General features: G+C 66.6%; 20 protein-coding genes and 1 pseudogene. 13 read left to right on the forward strand and 8 right to left on the reverse strand.

Annotated elements, in window-relative coordinates:
- Nucleotides 1-7 precede the first annotated feature (7 nt).
- Nucleotides 8-1279 (reverse strand): anthranilate 1,2-dioxygenase large subunit AndAc, encoded by a 1272-nt coding sequence (gene andAc / locus G3N61_RS24675; RefSeq protein WP_043177962.1) that lies wholly within the window; start codon nt 1277-1279, stop codon nt 8-10.
- On the opposite strand from andAc, the gene G3N61_RS24680 reads away from it, so the two are divergent.
- Nucleotides 1278-1451: a hypothetical protein gene (locus G3N61_RS24680; RefSeq protein WP_205823811.1), complete on the forward strand. Its 174-nt coding sequence runs from the start codon at nt 1278-1280 to the stop codon at nt 1449-1451. The two genes, andAc and G3N61_RS24680, sit on opposite strands and share 2 nt — an antisense overlap.
- Before the next feature lie 41 nt (nt 1452-1492).
- Nucleotides 1493-2452 (forward strand): anthranilate 1,2-dioxygenase regulatory protein AndR, encoded by a 960-nt coding sequence (gene andR, locus G3N61_RS24685; RefSeq protein WP_089453467.1) that lies wholly within the window; start codon nt 1493-1495, stop codon nt 2450-2452.
- A gap of 146 nt (nt 2453-2598) precedes the next feature.
- Here andR and G3N61_RS24690 read toward each other — a convergent pair whose 3' ends face one another.
- Complete coding sequence (locus tag G3N61_RS24690; RefSeq protein WP_039344778.1) at nt 2599-3489, reverse strand: LysR family transcriptional regulator; 891 nt, start codon at nt 3487-3489, stop codon at nt 2599-2601.
- A 91-nt stretch (nt 3490-3580) separates the two neighbouring features.
- Between G3N61_RS24690 and G3N61_RS24695 the strand changes: the two genes are divergently transcribed.
- The 3 genes from G3N61_RS24695 to catC are packed head-to-tail and all read left to right on the forward strand — an operon-like array spanning nt 3581 to nt 5983.
- Nucleotides 3581-4714 carry a muconate/chloromuconate family cycloisomerase gene (locus tag G3N61_RS24695; protein ID WP_043177967.1) on the forward strand — a complete coding sequence of 378 codons (1134 nt, stop codon included), beginning with the start codon at nt 3581-3583 and terminating at the stop codon, nt 4712-4714.
- A 32-nt stretch (nt 4715-4746) separates the two neighbouring features.
- Entirely contained in the window at nt 4747-5649 is a 903-nt protein-coding gene (gene catA / locus G3N61_RS24700) for a catechol 1,2-dioxygenase (RefSeq protein ID WP_205823812.1), read from the forward strand.
- A 43-nt stretch (nt 5650-5692) separates the two neighbouring features.
- Nucleotides 5693-5983: a muconolactone Delta-isomerase gene (gene catC / locus G3N61_RS24705; RefSeq protein WP_011355923.1), complete on the forward strand. Its 291-nt coding sequence runs from the start codon at nt 5693-5695 to the stop codon at nt 5981-5983.
- A gap of 101 nt (nt 5984-6084) precedes the next feature.
- Here the strand turns inward: catC and G3N61_RS24710 are convergent, their stop codons facing one another.
- Nucleotides 6085-7371 (reverse strand): hypothetical protein, encoded by a 1287-nt coding sequence (locus G3N61_RS24710; RefSeq protein ID WP_241017890.1) that lies wholly within the window; start codon nt 7369-7371, stop codon nt 6085-6087.
- A gap of 50 nt (nt 7372-7421) precedes the next feature.
- A complete protein-coding gene (locus G3N61_RS24715; RefSeq protein WP_043177973.1) occupies nt 7422-8207 on the reverse strand; it encodes an NAD(P)H-dependent oxidoreductase in 786 nt (261 codons plus the stop codon).
- 86 nt (nt 8208-8293) lie between these two features.
- On the opposite strand from G3N61_RS24715, the gene G3N61_RS24720 reads away from it, so the two are divergent.
- Both G3N61_RS24720 and G3N61_RS24725 read left to right on the forward strand, forming a co-directional pair.
- Nucleotides 8294-9187 carry a LysR family transcriptional regulator gene (locus G3N61_RS24720; RefSeq protein ID WP_205823813.1) on the forward strand — a complete coding sequence of 298 codons (894 nt, stop codon included), beginning with the start codon at nt 8294-8296 and terminating at the stop codon, nt 9185-9187.
- 163 nt (nt 9188-9350) lie between these two features.
- On the forward strand, nt 9351-9755 hold the full coding sequence (locus G3N61_RS24725; protein ID WP_011355927.1) for a DUF2471 family protein: 405 nt from the start codon (nt 9351-9353) through the stop codon (nt 9753-9755).
- A 186-nt stretch (nt 9756-9941) separates the two neighbouring features.
- On the opposite strand, the gene G3N61_RS24730 is transcribed toward G3N61_RS24725, so the two are convergent.
- Complete coding sequence (locus G3N61_RS24730; protein ID WP_089453568.1) at nt 9942-11975, reverse strand: NADPH-dependent 2,4-dienoyl-CoA reductase; 2034 nt, start codon at nt 11973-11975, stop codon at nt 9942-9944.
- Between the two features lie 85 nt (nt 11976-12060).
- On the opposite strand from G3N61_RS24730, the gene G3N61_RS24735 reads away from it, so the two are divergent.
- Nucleotides 12061-13167, forward strand: a complete 1107-nt coding sequence (locus G3N61_RS24735; protein ID WP_089453471.1) for an AraC family transcriptional regulator — start codon at nt 12061-12063, stop codon at nt 13165-13167.
- Here G3N61_RS24735 and G3N61_RS24740 read toward each other — a convergent pair.
- The 3 genes from G3N61_RS24740 to G3N61_RS24750 form a co-directional block, all read right to left on the reverse strand.
- Nucleotides 13107-13601: a DUF126 domain-containing protein gene (locus tag G3N61_RS24740; protein WP_205823814.1), complete on the reverse strand. Its 495-nt coding sequence runs from the start codon at nt 13599-13601 to the stop codon at nt 13107-13109. The genes G3N61_RS24735 and G3N61_RS24740 overlap by 61 nt on opposite strands.
- Nucleotides 13594-14841 carry an aconitase X gene (locus G3N61_RS24745; protein ID WP_205823815.1) on the reverse strand — a complete coding sequence of 416 codons (1248 nt, stop codon included), beginning with the start codon at nt 14839-14841 and terminating at the stop codon, nt 13594-13596. Before G3N61_RS24745 ends, G3N61_RS24740 begins: the two co-directional genes overlap by 8 nt.
- Nucleotides 14842-15026: 185 nt before the next feature.
- A complete protein-coding gene (locus G3N61_RS24750) occupies nt 15027-15455 on the reverse strand; it encodes a MarR family winged helix-turn-helix transcriptional regulator (RefSeq protein ID WP_043177981.1) in 429 nt (142 codons plus the stop codon).
- A gap of 91 nt (nt 15456-15546) precedes the next feature.
- Between G3N61_RS24750 and G3N61_RS24755 the strand changes: the two genes are divergently transcribed.
- The 5 genes and pseudogenes from G3N61_RS24755 to G3N61_RS24775 form a co-directional block, all read left to right on the forward strand.
- Nucleotides 15547-16467, forward strand: a complete 921-nt coding sequence (locus G3N61_RS24755; protein WP_205823816.1) for a LysR family transcriptional regulator — start codon at nt 15547-15549, stop codon at nt 16465-16467.
- Between the two features lie 81 nt (nt 16468-16548).
- Nucleotides 16549-16980 carry a MarR family winged helix-turn-helix transcriptional regulator gene (locus G3N61_RS24760; RefSeq protein WP_205823817.1) on the forward strand — a complete coding sequence of 144 codons (432 nt, stop codon included), beginning with the start codon at nt 16549-16551 and terminating at the stop codon, nt 16978-16980.
- Nucleotides 16981-17044: 64 nt separating this feature from the next.
- The gene (locus G3N61_RS24765; RefSeq protein ID WP_043177986.1) at nt 17045-18139 is read left to right on the forward strand and encodes an HlyD family secretion protein; all 1095 of its coding nucleotides are present in this window, start codon (nt 17045-17047) and stop codon (nt 18137-18139) included.
- A 13-nt stretch (nt 18140-18152) separates the two neighbouring features.
- Entirely contained in the window at nt 18153-19727 is a 1575-nt protein-coding gene (locus G3N61_RS24770; RefSeq protein ID WP_043177988.1) for a DHA2 family efflux MFS transporter permease subunit, read from the forward strand.
- Between the two features lie 19 nt (nt 19728-19746).
- A pseudogene (locus G3N61_RS24775) lies at nt 19747-21177 on the forward strand (efflux transporter outer membrane subunit); the annotation flags it as partial.
- Nucleotides 21178-21301 lie beyond the last annotated feature (124 nt).

Genomic DNA, 21301 nt, shown 5'->3' on the forward strand with positions numbered 1-21301 from the left:
TCCCGCTTCAATAGCCCATCAGCTTCTGGTAGCCGACCCAGAACTTGCGGATCAGGCTTTCGGTGATCACCGTGTCCTGCTGGTCCGGATTGCCGCGCGACATCTCGATCACCGACGTCGCGTCGCCGTCGCGCACCGTGCCGCGCTGCACGAGCTCGGTCGCCTCCGTGTCCTCCATCGAGATATAGCCCGCGGGCCCGACGAGGTTCGCCTGCTTGATGCGCAGCGCGCGCAGCTCGGGCGTATCGTCCGCGTAGCCGAAGAAGTGGAAGATCAGTTCGAAGTTGTCGGGGCCTTTCGGCAGGATCTGGCGTGCGACCAGCGTGTTGTGGATCTGCTGGATCACGAGCTGCGGGAAGATCGGCTGGATATGGTTCGTGCAGTCCTCGTCGTATTCCGACACGAGATCGAGGATCGATTCGTCCTCCAGATGGAAGCCTTCGTCGAACGAACGGATGTTCTGCTGCTTGTACGCGGCCGACGTGTCGTCACCGGTCTTCGTCACCGTGATGATGCTGTGCAGCCCGTGGTTCGCATCCGGAATCGAGCGCGCCTTCATCCCCACGCGGAAGATGTTGAAGGTCGTATGGAACAGGTGCAGCATGCTCGCGTGATACGGATCCTTCACGTTCTCCATGTACAGCTTCCAGTTCGACTTCGAATACTGGCGCGTACAGCCGAGATACTCGATCGGCTTGTGGAAGATCCGGTCGATCCACGGGCGCATCTGCTCGCCGAGATACTCGGGCAGCGGCATCACGTCGTCGCTGAAGGTGGCGAACACGAGCCCGCGATAGCTGTCGACACGTAGCTTGCGCAGCCCGTGCTGCTTCGGGTCGAAGTCGGCCGGCATCCCGGACATCCCCTTCTGGCCGCGCCGGAACGGCACGCCGAGCAGGTTGCCCGAATTGTCGAAGCTCCACTGGTGATAGACGCACGTATGCGAGCTCGCGTTGCCGCGCGACTTGCGGCACACCTGCGCGCCGCGGTGCGCGCAGCGGTTCACCCACGCGGAAAGCGTGCCGTCCTCGGTACGCGTGACGACCACCGGCGTATCGCCGACGAACGTGCTCTTGAAGTCGCCGGCGTTCGGGATTTCCGCTTCCAGCGCGACGAAGTTCCACGTCGGGCCGCGGAAGATGCGTTCCTGTTCGCGATCGTAGACCGCGCGCGAGCTGAACACCTTGTACGGCACGCGCGAGCCGTCGTCGTGCGGAAAGGTCACGTCGGACGCGTCGCCGCGCGCGGCGAAAACGACGGGGGATTCTGTCTGCTCCATGTCGGACTCCTGGTCGATCCGTTTCGTTGAATGCATGGAGCCGATTTTTGAAAAGCTAATATTCGCCGTCTATCCGGAAAGTGCGATTGCGGCGGTGCAATATCCACTTTCGGCGGATTTCTGCGCTAGCATGACGGCACACACGACCCTGCGCACGATCGCGACCCATTGATCGGATCGAAGCGCACGTCGCCCATACCAAGGCTGAGGCCCATGTCCCCAACGTCGTTCGAGCCGCTCGCGCTGCGCGCGCACCGGCTGTTCGAATCCCGCGATCTCGACGAGACGCGCGAGCGGATCTCGCGCGTGATGCAGCCGCACGCGCTGCTGCCGAGCGGCCGCACGCATGGTGCGTCGCACATGGATTTCGTCAAGCTGGGCGGGCTCGGGATCGGCACGATCGCGTTCGGCGACGCGATGCGCGTGCAGGTCGACGCGGTCGACGGCTATTACCTGCTGATGTTCTGCCTGTCCGGCCAGGCCGAGGTGCGCGCGATGGGCCGGCAGCTCGGCGTCGACGGCCAGACGGGCGTGCTGTGCGCCCCCGGCGAGCGCTTCGACGCGGTGCTGTCCGCCGATTGCGAGCAGTTCGTGCTGCGCATCGACGCGGCGACCGTCGGCTCGCTGACGGGCGACCCGCGCGCGACACTCGATCCGGTGCTGCATGTCAGCGACGCCGCGCTCGCCGCATGGCGCCAGCAACTGATGCTGGTCGCACGCTCACCTGAATTGCTCGAACGCGCGAACGCGAACCCGCGCGTCGCATCGCAGCTCGAACACCTGCTGATCGACCTGCTGATCGAAGGCCACCCACCGTCCGTGCTGCGGGCGTCGCACCGCGACCCGGCGCCGGGTTTCGTCCGGCGCGCGCAGGAATTCGTGAACGCGCACTACACGCAGCCGCTGCAACTCGCCGATATCGTCCAGGCCGCCAACGTGCCGGAACGGACGCTGCGCGACGCGTTCCTGCAGTTCCGCGGGATGAGCCCGATGCAATACCTGCGCGCGACGCGGCTCGACCATGCGCGCGAGCTGCTGCGCGGCGCGGTGTCCGACCGGCGGATCGCCGATGTCGCGCTCGATTGCGGGTTTACGCACCTTGGGCGGTTCGCGATCGCGTATCGGGAAAAGTTCGGGGAATCGCCGTCGGAAACGCTCGACGGGAAGCGCTAGCGCCGCGTATGCTCGCGCGCCCGGCGGCTTGCCTGGCCGGTCGCGACGTTGCACGGCACGACCTGAAACCGCGACGCCCTCCCCGCCTTTGCCTGCGCCTGCCGAGACAGACCGTTAGTTGCGATCTGCGAAAACAATAGCGATCGTTACGCCACCGGCACGATCATCTCCCGCGCAATCGCGCAAAACGCCGCCGTGGCGGCGCTTTCGCCGTGCAGCCGGCGGCTCATGATGATCGGCGACGTCGCGGCCGGCTCCGGCAACCGCCGGTAGACCACGCCCTTCACCCGCACCCCCTCCACACTCTCCGGCACCAGCGACACGCCGACCTGCGCGGCCACGAGCCCGAGCGCCGTCTGCAGCTCGCGCACCTCGTGAACGGCCGCCGGCACCAGCGCGCCGTCGCGCAGCGCGGACAGCTGCTGATCGGCAAAGCTCGGCCGCGGCGTGCTCGGATAGACGATCAGCGTCTCGTTCGCGATATCCGCGAGCGTCAGCGGCCGGGCCGGATCGGCGAGCGGATGCCCGACCGGCAGCGCCGCGATCAGCTTTTCCTCGATCAGCGCCTCGCGCACCAGTTGATCGTCGTCGAACCGCAGCCGGCCGAACCCCACGTCGATCCGCCCGCCCTTCAACGCGCCGAGCTGTTCGAGCGTGAACATTTCGATCAGCGACAGCTCGACGTCCGGCTGCGCCTCGCGAAACGCGCGGATCACGTCCGGCAGCGCGCCGTACAGCGTCGACGGCACGAAGCCGATCACGATCCGCTCCGACAGCTGCGCGAGCCGCCGCGTCAGCGGGCCGAGCTCGTCGGCCTGGTCGACGAGGCGCTTCGCCTGCGCATAGAACACGCGCCCCGCATCCGTCAGTTTCAGCGGCCGCGCACCGCGCTCGAACAGCGGCAACCCGATCTCGTCCTCGATCGCCTGGAGCTGGCGGCTCAGCGGCGGCTGCGTCATGTGCAGCCGCTCGGCCGCCCGCGTGATGTTCATTTCCTCGGCGACGGCGATGAAGTAGCGGAGCTGACGCAATTCCATTTCATGCCTCAAAGGTATGGAAGTAGTCGGAAAGAGTGTTGGACGACGCGGGGCGGGAATTCCTACCATGTGCACCAACAGGAGGAATCGCATGATAGCAACTGCCGCCACCATCGAACGCATCGAGACGCTGCTCGTCGACGTGCCGACGATTCGGCCCCACAAATTGTCCGTCGCCACGATGAATTGCCAGACCCTCGTGCTGGTGCGTGTTCGATGCACGGACGGTATCGAAGGCGTCGGCGAGGCGACGACCATCGGCGGTCTCGCGTATGGCGAGGAGAGCCCCGAAAGCATCAAGGTCAACATCGACACCTACTTCGCACCGCTGCTGCAGGGCATGGACGCGACGCGTCCAGGCGCCGCGCTGGCGCGCGCCCGCAAGCTGTTCCAGGGCAACCGCTTCGCAAAATGCGCGATCGAGACCGCGCTGTTCGACGCGCAGGCGCGCCGCCTCGGCGTGCCGCTGTCCGAGCTGTTCGGCGGCCGCCGGACCGATGCGGTGGACGTCGCATGGACGCTGGCGAGCGGCGACACGCAGCGCGACATCGCGGAAGCCGAAGCGATGCTCGACGCCCGTCGCCACCGCGCGTTCAAGCTGAAGATCGGCTCGAACGCCGTGGCCGACGACGTCGCGCACGTGATCGCGATCAAGCGCGCGCTCGGCGAGCGCGGCGACGTGCGCGTCGACGTGAACCAGGCATGGAGCGAGACCGATGCGATCTGGGCCGGCGCACGGCTTGCGGAAGCGGGCGTGAGCCTCGTCGAGCAGCCGATCGCCGCGACCAACCGCGCGGGGCTGAAACGCCTCACGCAACTTGCGCAGGTGCCGATCATGGCCGACGAGGCGCTGCACGGCCCCGTCGATGCGTTCGCGCTCGCGCAGGACCGCGCGGCCGACGTGTTCGCGGTGAAGATCGCGCAATCGGGCGGCCTGCAGGGCGCGGCGAGCGTCGCGTCGATCGCGGCGGCGGCCGGCATCGAACTGTACGGCGGCACGATGCTCGAGGGCGCGGCCGGCACGATGGCGTCCGCGCAACTGTTCAGCACGTTCGACTCGCTGAAATGGGGCACCGAACTGTTCGGCCCGCTGCTGCTCACCGAGGAAATCCTCGTCGAGCCGCTGCGTTACGAGGATTTCAAGCTGCACCTGCCGGCAGCGCCCGGCCTCGGCATCACCTTCGACTGGGCCCGCATCGAACGGATGCGACGCGACGCCCGCTGATCCCCACACGACAACCGAAACCGGAGACACAGATGAACAAGCAAGCCATCGACGCACTGCTGAAGACCTTCGACGACGCCGCAGAAAAGCCGGGCAACCCGCGCGTGCGCGCGATCGTCAACCGGATCGTGCAGGACATCTGCTACACGATCGAGGACTTCGACGTGCAGCCGAGCGAATTCTGGACGGCGCTGAACTACCTGAACGAAGCCGGCCGCGAATTCGGGCTGATCGCCGCGGGCCTCGGCCTCGAGCGCTTCCTCGACGTGCGCATGGACGAAGCCGAGGAAAAGGCCGGCATCCAGGGCGGCACGCCGCGCACGATCGAAGGGCCGCTGTACGTCGCCGGTGCGCCGGAATCGGTCGGCCATGCACGTCTGGACGACGGCACCGATCCGGGCCAGACGCTCATCATGCGCGGCCAGGTGCTCGGTCAGGACGGCGCGCCGCTCGCGAACGCGCTGGTCGAGGTGTGGCACGCGAACCATCTCGGCAACTACTCGTACTTCGATCAGTCGCAGCCCGCGTTCAACCTGCGTCGCTCGATCCGCACCGATGCCGATGGCCGCTACAGCTTCCGCAGCGTGCTGCCGGTCGGCTACAGCGTGCCGCCGGGCAGCAAGACCGAGCAACTGCTCGACCAGCTCGGCCGCCACGGCCATCGTCCGGCGCACATTCACTTCTTCGTTTCGGCGGACGGTTATCGTAAGCTGACGACGCAGATCAACATCGATGGCGATCCGCATCTGTGGGACGACTTCGCCTTCGCGACGCGCGACGGGTTGATCCCGCCGGTGAAGCAGGCCGAAGGCGCGGAAGGCAAGCCGTATGGCGTCGACGGGCAGTTCGCGCTGATCGACTTCGATTTCTCGCTGCTCAAGGAACAGCAGGACGTGCCGGGCAGCGACGTCGAGCGGGCCCGCGCGCAGGCGTGAGCGGCCTTCCGATTCGACGAACCGATAACGCAAGGAGTGCAGGATGCTGTTTCATGTGGAAATGACCGTCCGTCTGCCGACGGACATGGATCCGGTCAAGGCGGCCACGCTGAAGGCGGAAGAAAAGGCGATGTGCCAGCGGTTGATGAACGAAGGGACCTGGCGGCATCTGTGGCGGATCGCCGGGCAGTATGCGAACGTCAGCATCTTCGACGTCGAAAGCGTGCAACAACTGCATGACCTGCTGAGCCAGCTGCCGCTGTTCCCGTATATGGAAATGGAAGTTCGGGCGCTGTGCCGGCATCCGTCTTCGGTACGGGAAGACGATCGCTAAGCAGGCGGTCGAGCACTGACGACACGGGCGGCCTGCGATTGCCTCGCAGGCCGCTCGTTTCATTGCGTCATCCGCAGCGGTGAATCGGGTTGCCGCGCGGCTTACTTCTGCGCATCCATCTTGTCGGCGGCTTCATCGCCGTACACCTTCGCGATGCGTCGCGCGACGATCGCCTCCATCAGCGTCTTGTCGAAATCGTCGGTGGTTTTCCAGCCGCTGCCGTCCTTGACGAACGTGAAATCGCCCTTCAACTGCAGCATCGACGGCGCGCCGATCGCGCCGAGCAGCCGATCGCGATAATCGATCAGCAGCGGACACGACACGTGGTCGCCGTCGATCTGCCGGCAGTCGGCGGCCGGCATGACGCCCAGCACGTTGCTCGTCAGCGTCGTCGGCTTGTCGTCGCCGAACATCGGCTTGCCGTAGCTCGGCATGCGCGCCGACACCGCCTTGTCGAATTGCGCGACGCCCGCCATGAAGGCCGTGCTGATGACGTCGCGGCCGAGCGGTGCGCCGAGCTTCGGATTGAGGCCCTGCGCACTGTAGCGAACCGTCACGTACTCGGGCGGGAACATCTGCACGACAAAGGCGCTCTTGTCCTTGTCGTCGTGCCGGACCACATAGCCGATCGTCGCTTGCTCGTCGGCGATACTCACGTCCACCAGGCAGCCGCGCGCGCGATTGGCCTCGTCGTAGCCGACTTCACGCGGGTTGCTGACGTGCGGAAACGACTTGCTGCCCTGGTCGAGCATCTGCATCGGGTTCTTGAGCATCATGTCCCTGCGCGCGTCGAACAACAGCGAATTCAGCGCCTTGGTGGTGCTCGACGCGCCGCACGCGGGCGCCGATGCGGGCCACAACAGGTAGGCGCCCACCGCGAGCGCGGCAGCCAGGCCGCCGAAGCCGATCAGCATCTGCTTCTTCTTTTGCTCGCGCTGCATCGATGCGACCGTTTCGTTCCGACGCTGTTCGAACCGCGGCGGGTCGATCTCCTCCAGCACCGTCAGCAGGATGAGTTTCGCGTTGCCGGTCGCATAGTGGCCGTCCAGCAGCTCATGCGTCGCTTTCGCCTCGGCGTCGGCCGTCGTGTAGCCCTCGGCGATCAGCCAGTCGAGCATGACGCGCACGGAATCGGTATCGGGAAGCTCGGCCGGTGCGTCCCGCAGACGCTGGGTGACGCGTGCCGCCTGCTCCTCCGTCAGATAGCCGCCGGCTTCGAGTGCGATCAGCAGCGGCGCGCGCGGGTCATCGATCGGTTCTGCCTGGCCCGGTTGTTCGAAAGACATGGTTGTAGTTCTCCGTCGAGACCGATTCGCTGCGCGGGCCACGCCGGCCCATTGTGCAGACGAATCGCGTCGATCCCCGGAAACTACTTGATTCGAGCGCATGTGTCGATATGCCCGCGCGTCGCGTGTGCGCGCGGGCCCGCCATCCGCCATCAAGCCTCGTGCGTCAGATGCGCCGCATACCCCACCTTCCCCGGTGCGATCTCGTCCTTCAGCGTCAACGCCGGAATCTCGTAATCGCCCATGTTCTGGCGCCGGAACGGGATCGGCTGCGTGGTCCAAAGCTCATCCAGACGCTGGCCGAGCGCCGCACGCGTTTCGTCGAAGCGTGCTTCGTTCATCTTCCCCGAGCGGTAGATCACGAACGGCGGCAGCACGGAGAAGCCCGGGTAATACAGCATCCCGTGCTGGATCGGGAACAGCACGTCGTCGATCGGTCCGTTGATGCCACGCGGGCTGTAATGCGACTGCCACCCGCCTGCCGTGACGATCACCATCGCGCGCTTGCCGACGAACGAACCCTCGCCATAACGATTGCCCCAATGCGTGTCGGAATGCTCGCCCACCCCGTAGGCAAAGCCGCACGCATACACGCGCTCGAACCAGCCCTTCATGATCGCCGGCATCGAGAACCACCACAGCGGGAACTGCAGGATCACCGCATCGGCCCACCTCAGCTTGTCCTGCTCGCGCACGATGTCGTCGCGCTGCGTGCCGGTTGCGAACGCGTGCTTCGAGTCGTTCGACGGATCGAAACGCGCGTCCGGCTCACGCCCGGTCATGTCGTCCGCGTCGAAGGCCGCCTTCCAGTTCATTGCATACAGGTCGCTCACCTGCACCGTATGGCCGGCCGCTTCGAGATGCTCGACGGTGAAGTCGCGCAACGAGCCGGTCAGCGAACGCGGTTCGGGATGGGCATAGACGATCAGCACATTCATGTTCGGTACTCCGTTGATTGAATGACTGCAGGATGCCGTGATCGAAGGTATATTTGAAATGAATTCCTGATATTGCAGGTATATCCATGAATAATCTCAGGCGACTCGATCTCAATCTGCTCGTCACGCTGGACGTGCTGCTCGCCGAGCACAACGTCACGCGCACGGCCGAGAAGCTGAACATGTCGCAGCCGTCGGTGAGCGTGCAGTTGCAGAAGCTGCGCGACCTGTTCGGCGATCCACTGCTGCTGCCGGGGCCGCGCGGGATGCGGCCGACCGCGCGCGCGGAGGCGCTGCGCGAGCCGTTGCGGGACGCCATCGAAGCGATCGAACGCGCGGTGATCCCCGCCACGCCGTTCGATCCCGCCACCGCGCAGAACACGTGGCGCGTGGCGGCGACCGACTACGGCGAATCGACGATCGTCCTGCCCGCGCTGAACGCGCTGCGTTCGACCGCGCCCGGTACGCGGCTCGCGATCGTCGAGCTCGTCCCGCCGAGAATCGAGCAGGATACCGAACGAAACGGCATCGACCTCGCCTTTCACACGACCGACGAATCGCCGGCCGGCATGCGGCGGCTGCCGCTGTTCGTCGAGCGTTACGTGCTCATCGGCCGCGCCGGTCACCCGAAGCTGAAGCGGCGCCCCACGCTCGCGCAGTTCGGCACGCTCGAGCACGTGATCACGTCGCCCGACGGCGCCGGCTTCTTCGGCGTGACGGACGAAGCGCTCGCGAAGGTGGGCGCCACGCGGCGCGTCGTGCTGTCGGTGCCGCACTTCCTGTTCGTGATGTCGGCCGTCGCCAGCACCGATCTCGTCGCGATGGTGCCCGAGCGGCTGGTGCGCAACGTGCCCGCGTTGCGGGTCGTGGAAGCGCCCGTCGACGTGCCTGGCTACGAAATGTCGATGCTGTGGCACGAACGCGTGCATCGCGATCCGGCCCACCGGTGGTTGCGGGAGACGATCGCGGCAGCGGTGTAGAACGTTCGCCCGCCCGGTGCGGCCGCCCACTTCGATGGCCATCGCACAAAATCCTTCATCCGGGGCTTGAAACCGCGCCAAACACTGTATATATTTACAGTGCTTTTGCACCATTTGACCCGAATTCCGTCATCACAGACGGACGGACCTTTGTGAGGCGACCATGTTCCAGGCATCCGCATTCGATCCCGAGCAACCCGGCTTCAACCCCGTCCACTTCGAACGCGCCGCGCAGCGGGCGGTCGTCGATCTGCAGCGTGTCGCCGGCGGCCCCGCGCAGCGGGCGCTCGGCCTGCGGCGCCGCACCCATCCTGCGGCCGTCCGCACGATGAGCTGGCAGGCGCTGCTGAACGTCGAAGAGCTGGCATTCTCGAATGCCGGCTTCCTGAACCGCAACGAGCCGGCCGTCGTCGACGCGTTCATCCGGCTGCGCGACAGCCGCCTGGTCGCCGCGGACGTCGAGGAACCGGTCGATTGGCGCCGCGACGATGACGACCTGCCGGCCATCTATCTGATCGTCAAGGCGATGCTCGACGCGGAAGAGGAAGAACGGGCCGAAGCGGCCTGAACGGCGCCGACGCCGGCCGCTCGCGCTTGCCGGGATCGTGCCGCCACGTTGCGTGGTGGCGCGGGACACCCGCTACATTGACCACATGCGCGCGCGGATCGGCGGATCGGCGGATCAGATGGCAAATTGTGGTTCGTCGCGCCGTCAAGCGACGAACATCGTCACGGACGCCGCAGCAACCACCCGTTACAACCGCGCCGCGAGCCGTGAGCCCTGATCGATCGCGCGCTTCGCGTCGAGTTCGGCGGCCAGTTCCGCGCCGCCGATCAGGTGCACCGAGCGCCCGGCCGCCTGTAGCGGCGCGAGCAGCGCACGCTGCGGCTCCTGGCCCGTGCAGAGCACGATCGTGTCGGCCTCGATCAGCTCGTGATCGGTGCGCTGCTCGCCGTACGACACATGCAACCCGCGCGCGTCGATCAGTTCATAGTTCACGCCGCCAATCATCTTCACCTGCTTCATCTTCAGCGTCGCGCGGTGAATCCAGCCGGTCGTCTTGCCGAGCCCCTTGCCGAGCGGCGCGGCCTTGCGCTGCAGCAGCGTCACGTCGCGTGCCGGCGCCGTCACCTGCGCGCGCGTCACGCCGCCACGCGTCGCGGCCGGGTCGGTCACGCCCCACTCGGCCTTCCACTCGTCCAGATCGAGCGCCGGCGATTCACCCTCCTGCACCAGATACTCGGCGACATCGAAGCCGATCCCGCCCGCGCCGACCACCACGACACGCCGGCCGACCGGCTGCCTGCCCGCGAGCACGTCGATGTAGCTGAGCACGTTCGGCCCGTCCTGCCCCGGAATCTTCGGGTCGCGCGGCGCGACGCCGGTCGCAAGCACGATCTCGTCGTAGCCGCCCGCGATCAGGTCGCTCGCGTCGACGCGGCGGTTCAGGTGCAGATTCACGCCGGTCAGCTCGACCTGGCGGCCGAAGTAGCTCAGCGCTTCGTGAAACTCTTCCTTGCCCGGAATCCGCTTCGCCATGTTGAACTGGCCGCCGATCTCGGCCGCGCCGTCGAACAGGTCGACCTGATGGCCGCGCTGCGCGAGCACGGTCGAGCATGCGAGCCCGGCCGGCCCCGCGCCGACCACCGCGATGCGCTTCGGCTGCGCGGCGGGCGTGTATTTCAGCTCCGTCTCGTGGCACGCGCGCGGATTCAGCAGGCACGACGCGATCTTGTTCTTGAACGCATGATCGAGACACGCCTGGTTGCAGCCGATGCAGGTATTGATCTCGTCGGCGCGGCCCTGCGCGGCCTTGACTACGAACTCGGCATCCGCGAGCAGCGGGCGCGCCATCGACACCATGTCCGCGCAGCCGTCCGCGAGGATCTGCTCGGCCACTTCGGGACGGTTGATCCGGTTGGTCGTCACGAGCGGAATGCCGACCTCGCCCTTCATCTTCTTCGTCACCCACGCGAACGCGCCGCGCGGCACCGACGTCGCGATCGTCGGCACGCGCGCCTCGTGCCAGCCGATCCCCGTGTTGATGATCGTTGCGCCCGCGCGCTCGACGGCCTTCGCGAGCTGCACGGTTTCGCTCCAGTCGCTGCCGTCCGGAATCAGGTCGAGCATCGACAGCCGGTAGATCAGGATGAAATCGCGGCCGACCGCTTCGCGCGTGCGCTCGATGATCTCGATCGGCAGCCGGATGCGGTTCTCGTACGAACCGCCCCACTGGTCGGTGCGCTTGTTCGTGTGCATCGAGATGAACTGGTTGATCAGGTAGCCCTCGGAGCCCATGATCTCGACGCCGTCATACCCGGCTTCACGCGCGAGCTTCGCGCAGCGGACGAACGCGCGGATCTGCCGCTCGACGCCGCCCGCGCTCAGTTCGTGCGGCGCGAACGGCGAGATCGGCGACTTGATCTTCGACGGCGCGACCGCGAACGGGTGATAGCCGTAGCGGCCCGTATGCAGGATCTGCAGCGCGATCTTGCCGTCTTCCGCGTGCACGGCCTCCGTGATCTGGCGATGCCGCCGCGCGGCGGCCGACGTCATCAGCGTGCCGCCAAACGGCTTGGTCCAGCCGGCCACGTTCGGCGCGAAACCGCCCGTCACGATCAGGCCGACGCCGCCGCGGGCGCGTTCGGCAAAATATTCGGCGAGCCGCGGCAGCGTCTTGCGGCTGTCCTCGAGGCCCGTGTGCATCGAGCCCATCAGCACGCGGTTCTTCAGCGTCGTGAAGCCGAGATCGAGCGGGGCGAGCAGGTGGGGAAAGGTCGTGGTCATGATGTTCGTGCCAATGCGTGCCAATGAGCGATGCGTGACATCGTAGGCGCGCGCCGCCTTGAACGTGAGGGGGCAAACAGCCATAATGCTTGTCATTTCCGGCCAAGACGACATGACTTCCCCTCTCGCCAAGGACCGCCTCGGGCTGCGCCGGCCGACGATTCCGGTCGCCTATACGCGCCTGCTGCTGCAGGCGCTGGCCGCGCGCGGCGTCGACCTGGCCGCCGTGCGCGCCGGCACCGGCCTGCGCGACGCGGTGCTGGCCGAACCGGACGCGCGCGTCGCGCCGTCGCAATGGGGGCGGCTCGTGCTCAATGCGATCGAGATCGGCGGCGATCCGGGCATCGGGCTCGCGTTCGGGCTGCTGCTGAAGCCGACCGTGCACGGCTTTCTCGGCTATGCGACGCTGACCGCGCGGGACATCCGCGAGGCACTGTCCGTCACGCAGCGCTACTTCCGGATGCGCAACCGCCAATATCGGCTGACCTACGAGGAAGACGCACGCGGCGCGACGCTCGAACTGCACGGCGTGCAGGCCAGCCCCGTGCTGCAGCATCACGTGATGTTCGAGTTCGTGTTGACCGGGCTCGCGCAGAACATCTCGCAATGGGCCGGGCGCGCGTCGCCGCCGATCCAGCTGCAATTCGCGTGGCCGGAGCCGCCCTATTTCGCGCGCTATCGCGGCCAGTTGCCGCCGGTCGAATTCGGCTGCGCCGCCAACGCGCTGTGGATCGCGCACGACGTGCTCGACTGGCCGCTGCCGCTCGCCGACGAAGTCGCGCATCGGCAGGCGCTCGTGCAGGTGGAGCGCGAGTACGCGCAGGTGCGCCAGGAGGAAGGCGATCTCGTCGAACGCGTGCGCGCGGAGCTGGCACGCGGGGCCGGCGCCTACCCGGGGCCGGAGACACTCGCCGATGCGCTGCTCGTGTCAACGCGTACGCTGCGGCGCCGGCTGGAGGAAGCCGGTTCGAGCTATCGGCAACTGCTCGACGAAGCGCGGTTTCGCGACGCGAAGCAGTTGCTCGCCGCGTCGGATCTCGACCTGAAGACCATCGCCGAGCGGCTGCAATTCACCGATCCGGCGAATTTCACACGTGCGTTCCGGCGCTGGGCCGGGCAGACGCCGAGTGCTTACCGGGAGGCAGCAGGCGGATTGGGAAAGCCGGCGTCGGGTTCCGCGTCGCCGAGATAGATCCTCGCACCGCCGTCGCCCTCGGCCGCTTCGATCCGCACCTCCCCCGTCGCTGCGACGATCGCGTCGTACACGTCATCGGTCACGCACACCACCGGCACCGCGATCGCATACAGTTCGGCGGCCACGATCGCGCCGATCGAGATGATCAGGTCGCGCTCCTTCAGCACGATCCCGACCGGCCCCGTGCCGTTGCGCACGGCTTCCGCGAGCACGCTGCTGCTCGAGCTCGAGCCTTTCGCGTGCGGCATCACCATCACCTTGCCGGCGAGGCTCGCGCCGGCCTGCGGATGCCCGCGATCGACGATCTTTCCCGCGCCGGAGTCGTAACCGCCCCAGAAGCTGAGCGGCTTGTCGAGCACGAACGGCCGCGCGCATGCTCTGCCCGGCACGAGCGTGTCGCCCGTCAACAGCTTGCCCGTCGCTTCAGTCATCGAATCGCACCTTTCCTTCATACGCCGAACGCACGCATTCGCGCATGCTGCCGTACGCGACCGTCACGCCGATGTTCGCAGGCGCATACGACGCCCATTTCCCCGAATTGGTCATCACCAGCCCCGACAGTTGTTTCATCACCGGCGTGATGTACGTGCAGGTATCGACGACGATCTGGATGCCGCGCGCAGCGAATTTCTCCGCGAGGCCGGCCTCCTCCAGTTCCCACAGGATGAACCGGCTCGTGTTCACGTAGAAATCGCAGGCCGGCTTGCCGTCGAACGCATCGAGCAAGGTATCGAGCGTGCGAAATTCGGCCAGCGAGAAATGCGGCGTGCCGAGCGCCACCGCGACGAGCGCGTCGCCGGCCGCGCCGTGGTTCAGCGTGTGACGAATCGCGTCGAGATCGGCCATCGTGACGTCGACCGTGCGTTGCGCCGCTTGCCCGTGCAACGCGGCATCGAGCGTCGACGCCTCGGGGGTCACGCCGACTGCATGGAACAACGCGACGGCACCGCTCGACGCGGCAGCCGCGCCCAGCGCCTTGAGTTCGTCTTCGGTGGTGTCCGCCGGCAGCCCGACGATCGCCGGCACGACCGCGCCCGCGATCCTGCCGATCAGCAGCCCAAGCGCGGCGAAATAGATGTCGCGCGACGACAGGTGGCTGAAGTCCGGTGCGTTGAATACGATCCGTGCGGCACGGTTCGCTTCGACATGCAGCCCCGCATACGGCGCACGCCCGGTGATCGCGGCAGCCAGGTCGAGAAAATCGCCGTACCGGCTCGTCCGCGCGCCGAGCACCGAGTTCGCGAACACGATCGCGTTCGATTCGGCCCAGGCAATCTGCTCGCCTTTCGCGGGACGGTTCTTCAGTTGGTAAGGCGCGCACGTGAAGCTCGATTCGCAGCCGAGTTGCAGATGCGCATCCATCAGGCGCTGCGCGTCGCGCTGGATCGTGCGGTCGCCGTGGTACAGCTCGGGATGGATCAGGTCGAGCGACCCGACGTTCAGCGTGGTCGGCACCGCGACCTTCGCGCCGGTGTCGACGAAATACTCGACGAAGTCGAGGCTGGTCTGGCCGTGGTACAGACAGCCGTCGATATGCGCGGACGTGATGTCGATCAGGTGCGGCGCGGACATCACTTGCGCCGTGCGCGCGACGATCCGCATCGCACGCGCGACGCCCTCGCCGAAATCCCCGCGCAGCATCGCGCTGTCGCGGTCACTCAACTGCAGCATCGGTGGCTCCTCTGACGCGTGCCGGCGGCGCCGGCCCGTGAAATCCGTCAGGGGACTCTACAACTGGAAATAAAAACTGTCCAGATCACCATCGATCCGGACAGTTTCTAAAACCAATTTCCGCTCTTGAACGCCACCGAAGTGGGCAATGGCTCGAATTCCGCTCCAGTTTGCCGCCGCGCCGTCTAGCGTTCCGCGGTCACACTGAACAGTTCGTCGCGCAGCGCCTTCGCGCGGTCACGGCCAAACTGCGTCTCGAATTCGTCCTGCGCGGCCTGCCATGCGACCAGAGCCTGCGCGAACGTGCGCTCGCCCAGCTTCGTGAGGCTCAGCGCATGCGCGCGCGCATCGTGCTCGGAGGCGGCCGTCGCGACGAACCCGTCGCGCTGCAGCGGCTTCAGTGCGCGCAGCAGCGTCGTGCGATCCATCACGAGCGCATCGGCGAGTTCGCTCATCAGCAGGCCCGGCCTGCGCGTCAGGTTCGCCATGATCGAGAACTGGGCCGGCGTGACGCCAACCGGGGCCAGATGGCGCTCGTACAGTTGCGTGACGAAGCGCGCCGCCTGACGCAGCGCGAGGCAGTTGCACGCCTGGGCAATCGAGGTGTCGTTCATGCTTGGCAATTTATATGTGCATATGCATAAAGTCAATGTACACTCCGCCGTAACAAGGCCGGTGGCCGGCCCTCGCGTCAAGGAGACGGACATGGACTACATCGACAAGCTGCGGATTTTCCGGTCGGTGGTGGAGATGCGCAGCTTCACGCGCGCCGCCGACATGCACGGCCTCGCGCGGCCTGTCGTGTCGCGTGCGGTCGCGGATCTGGAAGCGCGCTTCGGCAGCCGGCTGCTGCACCGGACCACGCGCCAGGTGTCGCTGACCGAAACGGCCGAGCGCATCTACGAGCGCTGCGCGGCCGTGCTCGACGAACTCGACTCGCTCGAAGCGGAAGCGCAGGCGCCAACGCGCGAGCCCGAAGGCCTGCTGCGGCTCGTCGCGCACACGACGGCCACATTGAACCGGCTGGTGCCGCTGATCGCCGGCTTCAAGGCCACGCACCCGAAGGTGCGCCTCGACGTGACGCTGACCGAGCGGCCCATCGATCTCGTCGGCGAAGGCTACGACATCGCCATCGTCGTGCCGTACATGCTGACGAACGAATCGACCGTCGTGCGGCTGGTCGAGCGGATTCCGCTCGTGATCGTCGCGACGCCGGCCTACCTGCGCGCCCATCCGCACCCGGCCGCGCCGGCCGATCTCGCCGACCATCCGTTCGTGCCGATGTCGCCGTCGCTGCGCCGGCCCGCGCTGTCGTTCCGCGTCGATGGCGACCTGCTGACCGTGCCGTTCCGCTTCGACATCTCGTCGAACAGCCCCGTCTTCAATCGCGAGATGGTGATGCACGACTTCGGGATCGGCGTCGTGCCGAAAACGCTCGTTCAGGCCGAACTCGCATCGGGCGCGCTCGTACAGTTGCTGCCGAACGCCGATCTCGTCGACGCGTTCGTCGAGATCAAGCTCGCCTACGCGAACCGCGCGCTGCTGCCCGCGAAGGTCAAGGCGTTCATCGACTACACGGCCGCCTACTGCGACCGCGAAGGCTGGATCGTACCCGCGGCGGCCTGACGCCGATTGGTACAGCCATGACAACAATCTGATCGCGCCCCGCCGCTCGCTTCGCGCCGTATTGCCCCCTAACATGTGTACATGCACAAGACGACGCTCACCGATGACGATTGCTTCGCGGTCCGGCAAGCCGCCCGCCGGATCTCGCAGTTCTACGAGCGCTATCTGTCGCGGGCGGGCGTGACGCCGTCGCAGTACAGCATTCTCGCGCTGCTGCGCGACCGGCCGGGCCTGACGATGACGACGCTGTCGGCCGTGCTGGTGATCGAGCGCACCGCGCTGCTGCGCGCGCTCAAGCCGCTCGTCGGCGCGGCGCTGGTGGCCGGCCGGATCGAGCCGCCGTGCCGCCGCCAGACGTTCGCGCTGACCGCGCACGGCGAAACGAAGGTCGCCGACGCGCAAGTGCACTGGCTCGCCGCGCAGGAAGCATTCGAGCAGCGGTTCGGGTCGACGCAGGCGGCCCGCCTGAGAGACGAATTGTTCCGGATCACGCACAACCTGCCGGAACGCTAGCCCCTTCCCCGATCGACGACACTTCGTCGATCGACTTGATAAGTGCATATACATAGGTGAATCGATGGAAACGACCCAAGCCGCTGCCTCATCCCGTGAAGCAGCCACACTCGACCGGCCCGCGAAGCAACAGCGCCGCGTGCCGTGGATGCGCATCGCGGTGGGTGCCGTCGTCATCGTCGTCGCCGCCGCCGCGCTCGACTGGCTGTTCGTGCTGCGCTTCCAGGAGAGCACCGACGATGCGTATGTCGGCGGCGACGTGACGGTGCTCGCGCCGAAGGTCAACGGCTTCGTCGACAAGATCCTCGTGACCGACAACCAGCGCGTAAAGGCCGGCGACGTGCTCGTGCAGCTCGATGCGCGCGACTACGACGCGAAGCTCGCGCAGGCCAGCGCCGAAGTCGACAGCGCACGCTCCGCCGTGACCGAACTCGCGGCGAAGCAGCAACTGCAATACGCGGTGATCGGCCAGCAGGCGGCGGACAAGAACGCGTCGTCGGCCGAGCTGACGCGTGCCGCATCGGATCGCGTGCGCTACCGCGAGCTCGTGAAATCCGACGCCGTATCGAACCAGATCGTCGAACGCGCGGACGCCGATTACTCGAAGGCCGGCGCCGCCGTCGAACGCAGCGACGCCGCGCTGCTCGCGTCGAAGCGGCAGCTCGACGTACTCGGCGCGCAGCTCGCCGATGCGCAAGCCCGCGTGAACACCGCGCTCGCCGCGCAGCGCGTCGCCGCGCTCAACGTCGAATACACGACGATCCGCTCGCCGGTCGACGGCTACGTCGGCAACCGCACGGGCCGCGTCGGGATGCTCGCGAACGTCGGCGTGCCGCTGCTGACGGTCGTGCCGGCTTCCGGGCTGTGGATCGACGCGAACTTCAAGGAAGACCAACTGCGCAAGATGCACGCGGGCGATCGCGTCGACGTGTCGCTCGATGCGTCGAGCACGCGCCTGCACGGCCGCGTCGACAGCCTCGCGCCCGCCACCGGCGCGACCTTCAGCGTGCTGCCGCCCGAGAACGCGACCGGCAACTTCACGAAGATCGTCCAGCGCGTGCCCGTGCGTGTGCATCTCGATCCGCAGCCGGGCCTCGACCATGTGCTGCGCCCCGGCTTGTCCGCGGTCGTGACTGTGCATACCGGCCGCGCGAGCTGAACGGGAGACGACGATGACCACCGCGTTTTCCGGCGACCCGGCGTCGCAACCGACCAAGCAGCGCGTGTTCGCGTTCGCGCTGATGTGCGTCGGCTTCTTCATGGCGACGCTCGACATTCAGATCGTCGCGTCGTCGCTGCGCGACATCGGCGGCGGCCTCTCTGCCAGCCAGGACGAATTGTCGTGGGTGCAGACCGCCTACCTGATCGCCGAGATCATCGTGATCCCGATGTCGGGCTGGCTGTCGAAGGTGATGTCGACGCGCTGGCTGTTCGTCGCGTCGGCCATCGGCTTCACGATCACGAGCATGCTGTGCGGGCTCGCGTGGGACATCAACTCGATGATCCTGTTTCGCGGGCTGCAGGGCGCGCTCGGCGCCGCGATGATCCCGACCGTGTTCACCACCGCGTTCGTGCTGTTCCCCGGCAAGCAGCGGCTGATCGCGTCGACGACCATCGGCGCGCTCGCATCGCTCGCGCCGGCGATCGGCCCCGTGATCGGCGGCTGGATCACCGATCAATGGTCGTGGCACTGGCTGTTCTACCTGAACCTCGTACCGGGCATCGCGGTGGCCGCGCTCGTGCCGCGCTACGTACACATCGACGAGCCCGATCTCAGCCTCATCAAGCGCGGCGACTATCTCGGCATCGTGCTGATGTCGGGCTTCCTCGGCTGCCTCGAATACGTGCTGGAAGAAGGCCCGCGCAAGAACTGGTTCGGCGACGACGTGATCGTGATCTGCGCATGGATCTCCGGCATCTGCGGTTTCCTGTTCATCGTGCATGCGCTGACCGCGAAGGATCCGGTCGTCGACCTGCGCGCACTCGCCGTGCGCAACTTCGGGATCGGCAGCCTGCTGTCGTTCGTGACCGGCATCGGAATCTTCGTGACCGTGTTTCTCACGCCGCTGTTTCTTGCGCAGGTGCGTGCGTTCAGCTCGCTGCAGATCGGCATGGCGCTGCTGTCGGTCGGCGCGTTCCAGCTGGTCGCGCTCGGTGCGTATGCGTTCGCCGCGCGCTACTTCAGCCTGCGCGCGCTGCTCGTGTTCGGGCTGATCTGTTTCGGGCTTGGCTGCTACCTGTACACGCCCATCACGCACGACTGGGGCTGGCGCGAACTGCTGCTGCCGCAGGCGCTGCGCGGCATCGGCCAGCAGTTCAGCGTGCCGCCGATCGTGACGATGGCGCTCGGCTCGCTGCCGCAGTCGCGCCTGAAATCGGCGAGCGGCCTGTTCAACCTGATGCGCAATCTCGGCGGGGCAATCGGCATCGCGGTGAGCGCGACGATGCTCAACGACCGGCTGAACTTTCATTACCTGCGCCTGAACGAGCACGTGAGCGCCGGCCAGCCGCAGATCGCCTCGCTGCTCGATCGCCAGGCCGCGTACTGGTCGTCGGTGGCCGGCAACACGCTGGACACCGCGCAAGCCGGGCTCGCGAACCTGCACCACCTGATCTATCGCGAAGCGCTGACGCTCACCTATGCGGATGCGTACTACGCGCTGTCGCTGTGCTTCGTCGTCGCGCTGCTCGCCGTCGTCTTCTCCAAACCCATTTCCCTGAACGCGCCGCCGCCGGACGCGCACTGAGGTTGAGGTCATCGCCATCATGAAAAAACTTCTCGTCGCCCTCGCCGTCAGCACACTCGCCGCAGGATGCGCGGTGCAGCCCGCGCAGCATCCGGCGCTTCAGGATTCGGTTCGCACGCTCGCGCCGGATGGTTGGGATACCGATGTACCGCGCGCGGACATCGACGCCGCCGCGTGGTGGGCGCAATTCCACGATCCCGTGCTCGACCGGCTGATCGCCGCCGTGCTCGACGGCAACCTCGATCTGCAGGCAGCCGCCGAACGCGTGAAGCAGGCGCAGGCGCTGACCGTGCAGAAGCGCGCGGTGCTGCTGCCCGAACTCGACGCGACCGCGCATGCGGCCGACGCGCGCCAGAACACGCCGCCGCCGCTCGGCTATGTGCGGCAGGCCGGTGCGGGACTCGCGTTGAGCTGGTCGCCCGACGTGTTCGGCGGCGAACGGCTCGACCTGCTCGCCGCGCAGGCCGAGCTCGTCGGGCAGAAGCATGCGGAAGACGCGATGCGGCTCGCGCTCGCGGCGGATGCGGCTTCCGCATATGTCGATCTGCGCTGGGCGCAGCAGGAATTGAAGATCCTCCAGGACAACGCGAAGATCCGGCAGCATGCGCTCGAACTCACGCGCAAGCGGCAGGCGTTCGGGCTGTCGACGGAGCTTGACGTCACGCGTGCGCAGAACCAGCTCGACGCGCTCGAAGCGCGGATTCCGCCGACGCAGGCGCAGATTGCGCATCAACTCAATCTGATCGCCGTGTATTCGGGGCGCACGCCGGAATCGGTCGATCGGCTCGTGCTTGCGCAGGCGGGGGAGATTCCCGCGCCGCCGGTGGGCTCGCCGGGGACGTTGCCTTCGCAGGCGTTGCTGCGGCGGCCGGATGTACTGACCGCGTATGCGCAGGTCGAGCGGCGGGCGGCGCAAGTCGGTGTAGCGAAGGCCGAGCGGTATCCGAAGTTTTCGTTGAACCTGACGGACGGGATTCTGGCCGCTTCTTATCTCGGGTTGCCGACGTTGACCGATAACCTGTTCAGTGCCGCGTTGAGTGCGACGAGCCCGATCTTCAATGCGGGGCGGATTACCGCCGATATCTCGCAGAGCGAAAGCCGGATGCGCGAGTCGGAACTCGGGTTAAGGCAGACGATGCTGCAGGCGTTGAGGGAAGTCGAGGATGCGCGGGCGAATCTCGTTAGCTCCGATGAGGCGTCGCGGAGGCTGGATAGTGCGCTTGCTGCTTCGGACAAGGCGCTTGGGTTGGCGAATCAGCTCTATAAGGGTGGCGCGACGGATTTTCTGGATGTGCTGTCCGCGCAGGAGGTGTATCTGCGGGATTCGGATTCGCTGAATCAGGTCAAGCGCGAACATGCGTTGGCGGCAGTGGCGCTGTATCGGTCGCTTGGGGGTGGGTGGAGCAGGAATGACGCGGCGGGTGGGCCGGAGGTGGAGGCTGTGGCGAGGGGGTGTCAGGATTTCCGTGTTCAAGGCGGGTTGAGATTCACACGGATGGTCGAACGAATCGATCCTCGTAAAGGATGGCGAACTGGTTCATAGCCGCCTTCCAGTCATGAGCAGCACGCCCCCA

Source organism: Burkholderia sp. Ac-20349, from assembly GCF_017104865.1.
Classification (GTDB): domain Bacteria; phylum Pseudomonadota; class Gammaproteobacteria; order Burkholderiales; family Burkholderiaceae; genus Burkholderia; species Burkholderia aenigmatica.

Excerpts from the sequence above, each read along its gene's own strand:
- G3N61_RS24720 (WP_205823813.1), top strand. The coding sequence starts at position 8,294 with ATGAATAATCTCAGGCGACTCGATCTCAATCTGCTCGTCACGCTGGAC.
- G3N61_RS24755 (WP_205823816.1), top strand. The coding sequence starts at position 15,547 with ATGGACTACATCGACAAGCTGCGGATTTTCCGGTCGGTGGTGGAGATG.
- G3N61_RS24690 (WP_039344778.1), bottom strand. The coding sequence starts at position 3,489 with ATGGAATTGCGTCAGCTCCGCTACTTCATCGCCGTCGCCGAGGAAATG.
- G3N61_RS24750 (WP_043177981.1), bottom strand. The coding sequence starts at position 15,455 with ATGAACGACACCTCGATTGCCCAGGCGTGCAACTGCCTCGCGCTGCGT.
- G3N61_RS24735 (WP_089453471.1), top strand. The coding sequence starts at position 12,061 with ATGCTTGTCATTTCCGGCCAAGACGACATGACTTCCCCTCTCGCCAAG.
- G3N61_RS24730 (WP_089453568.1), bottom strand. The coding sequence starts at position 11,975 with ATGACCACGACCTTTCCCCACCTGCTCGCCCCGCTCGATCTCGGCTTC.
- G3N61_RS24710 (WP_241017890.1), bottom strand. The coding sequence starts at position 7,371 with ATGCGCTCGAATCAAGTAGTTTCCGGGGATCGACGCGATTCGTCTGCA.
- G3N61_RS24760 (WP_205823817.1), top strand. The coding sequence starts at position 16,549 with ATGCACAAGACGACGCTCACCGATGACGATTGCTTCGCGGTCCGGCAA.
- andAc (WP_043177962.1), bottom strand. The coding sequence starts at position 1,279 with ATGGAGCAGACAGAATCCCCCGTCGTTTTCGCCGCGCGCGGCGACGCG.
- andR (WP_089453467.1), top strand. The coding sequence starts at position 1,493 with ATGTCCCCAACGTCGTTCGAGCCGCTCGCGCTGCGCGCGCACCGGCTG.
- G3N61_RS24695 (WP_043177967.1), top strand. The coding sequence starts at position 3,581 with ATGATAGCAACTGCCGCCACCATCGAACGCATCGAGACGCTGCTCGTC.
- G3N61_RS24725 (WP_011355927.1), top strand. The coding sequence starts at position 9,351 with ATGTTCCAGGCATCCGCATTCGATCCCGAGCAACCCGGCTTCAACCCC.
- G3N61_RS24740 (WP_205823814.1), bottom strand. The coding sequence starts at position 13,601 with ATGACTGAAGCGACGGGCAAGCTGTTGACGGGCGACACGCTCGTGCCG.
- G3N61_RS24770 (WP_043177988.1), top strand. The coding sequence starts at position 18,153 with ATGACCACCGCGTTTTCCGGCGACCCGGCGTCGCAACCGACCAAGCAG.
- G3N61_RS24715 (WP_043177973.1), bottom strand. The coding sequence starts at position 8,207 with ATGAATGTGCTGATCGTCTATGCCCATCCCGAACCGCGTTCGCTGACC.
- G3N61_RS24765 (WP_043177986.1), top strand. The coding sequence starts at position 17,045 with ATGGAAACGACCCAAGCCGCTGCCTCATCCCGTGAAGCAGCCACACTC.
- G3N61_RS24680 (WP_205823811.1), top strand. The coding sequence starts at position 1,278 with ATGTCGGACTCCTGGTCGATCCGTTTCGTTGAATGCATGGAGCCGATT.
- G3N61_RS24745 (WP_205823815.1), bottom strand. The coding sequence starts at position 14,841 with ATGCTGCAGTTGAGTGACCGCGACAGCGCGATGCTGCGCGGGGATTTC.
- catC (WP_011355923.1), top strand. The coding sequence starts at position 5,693 with ATGCTGTTTCATGTGGAAATGACCGTCCGTCTGCCGACGGACATGGAT.
- catA (WP_205823812.1), top strand. The coding sequence starts at position 4,747 with ATGAACAAGCAAGCCATCGACGCACTGCTGAAGACCTTCGACGACGCC.